The sequence below is a fragment of the Pseudomonas oligotrophica genome (genome assembly GCF_021726475.1).
GTDB lineage: Bacteria > Pseudomonadota > Gammaproteobacteria > Pseudomonadales > Pseudomonadaceae > Stutzerimonas > Stutzerimonas oligotrophica.
In genome coordinates this window covers 1-756 of record NZ_JAKJRU010000015.1, presented here as the reverse complement: position 1 = coordinate 756, position 756 = coordinate 1, and the positions used below count along the sequence as shown (strand labels likewise).

Here is a 756-nt window from a genome sequence, read left to right as displayed (position 1 = left end):
GGTCCTAAAGGGTAACAGGTCGATCAATTCGTGGGTTTCCGCGTCCAAAAATTCAAAGCTCATCGCGTCGGTGGCGCTCTTAGTGCTTTTAACTTCGTCCATGAGAAGAACTTTGGGTAAATAGTGCCAGTTGGTTTCAAAGTCCCGTTCAGCGCGCAAGAGCTGTCGACCAACGAATGTATCCGAAGTGGATAACTCATCGGCAATGTGTTTGAGCGAAACCGGTTCGGTCAGTTTTTCTAAGCATTGTTTGCGGGTCGTATTTGAAATCGTGCAGTGTTTCGGCACCGCATTCGTCTGCGCCAGGAAATTGGTATGACAAGCCTTACAGTGAAAGTTTCGCCGATTGAGACACAGGATAACGGTGCTGCCCAATGTTTTTGCGAATCTAATGGTGGTCTTCCGCCAACCATAGCCAATAATTTGGTGATCATTGATAATCCCACAATTGCGGCATGCCTTGGGGGTGTAGTTTAGGGACCCCACCAATCGAATCACTCCATCATCACCCACTTGTCCTTCCTCAATTATTAAGTGTTCATCATCTATTCCTAACAACATTTTCGTAGTATCATTTGACATAGGGCATTTCCTTTCTTGACTTAATTCTGTGGTGGGAGCAAGTTAACGGACGGGAGATGTCCGCTTTTTTATTCTAATGATAAACAAAAAATCTGTCATCAGTAATAGATAAAAATCTATTACCAACAACAGATATTGTAGAACCAGTTATTCCTGTCTTGGGAATTAATCGAC

General features: G+C 43.7%; 1 pseudogene. It reads right to left on the bottom strand.

From position 1 onward, the window contains the following. A pseudogene (locus L3N39_RS18850) lies at positions 1–582 on the bottom strand (hypothetical protein); the annotation flags it as partial. Between the last annotated feature and the right edge of the window lie 174 nt (positions 583–756).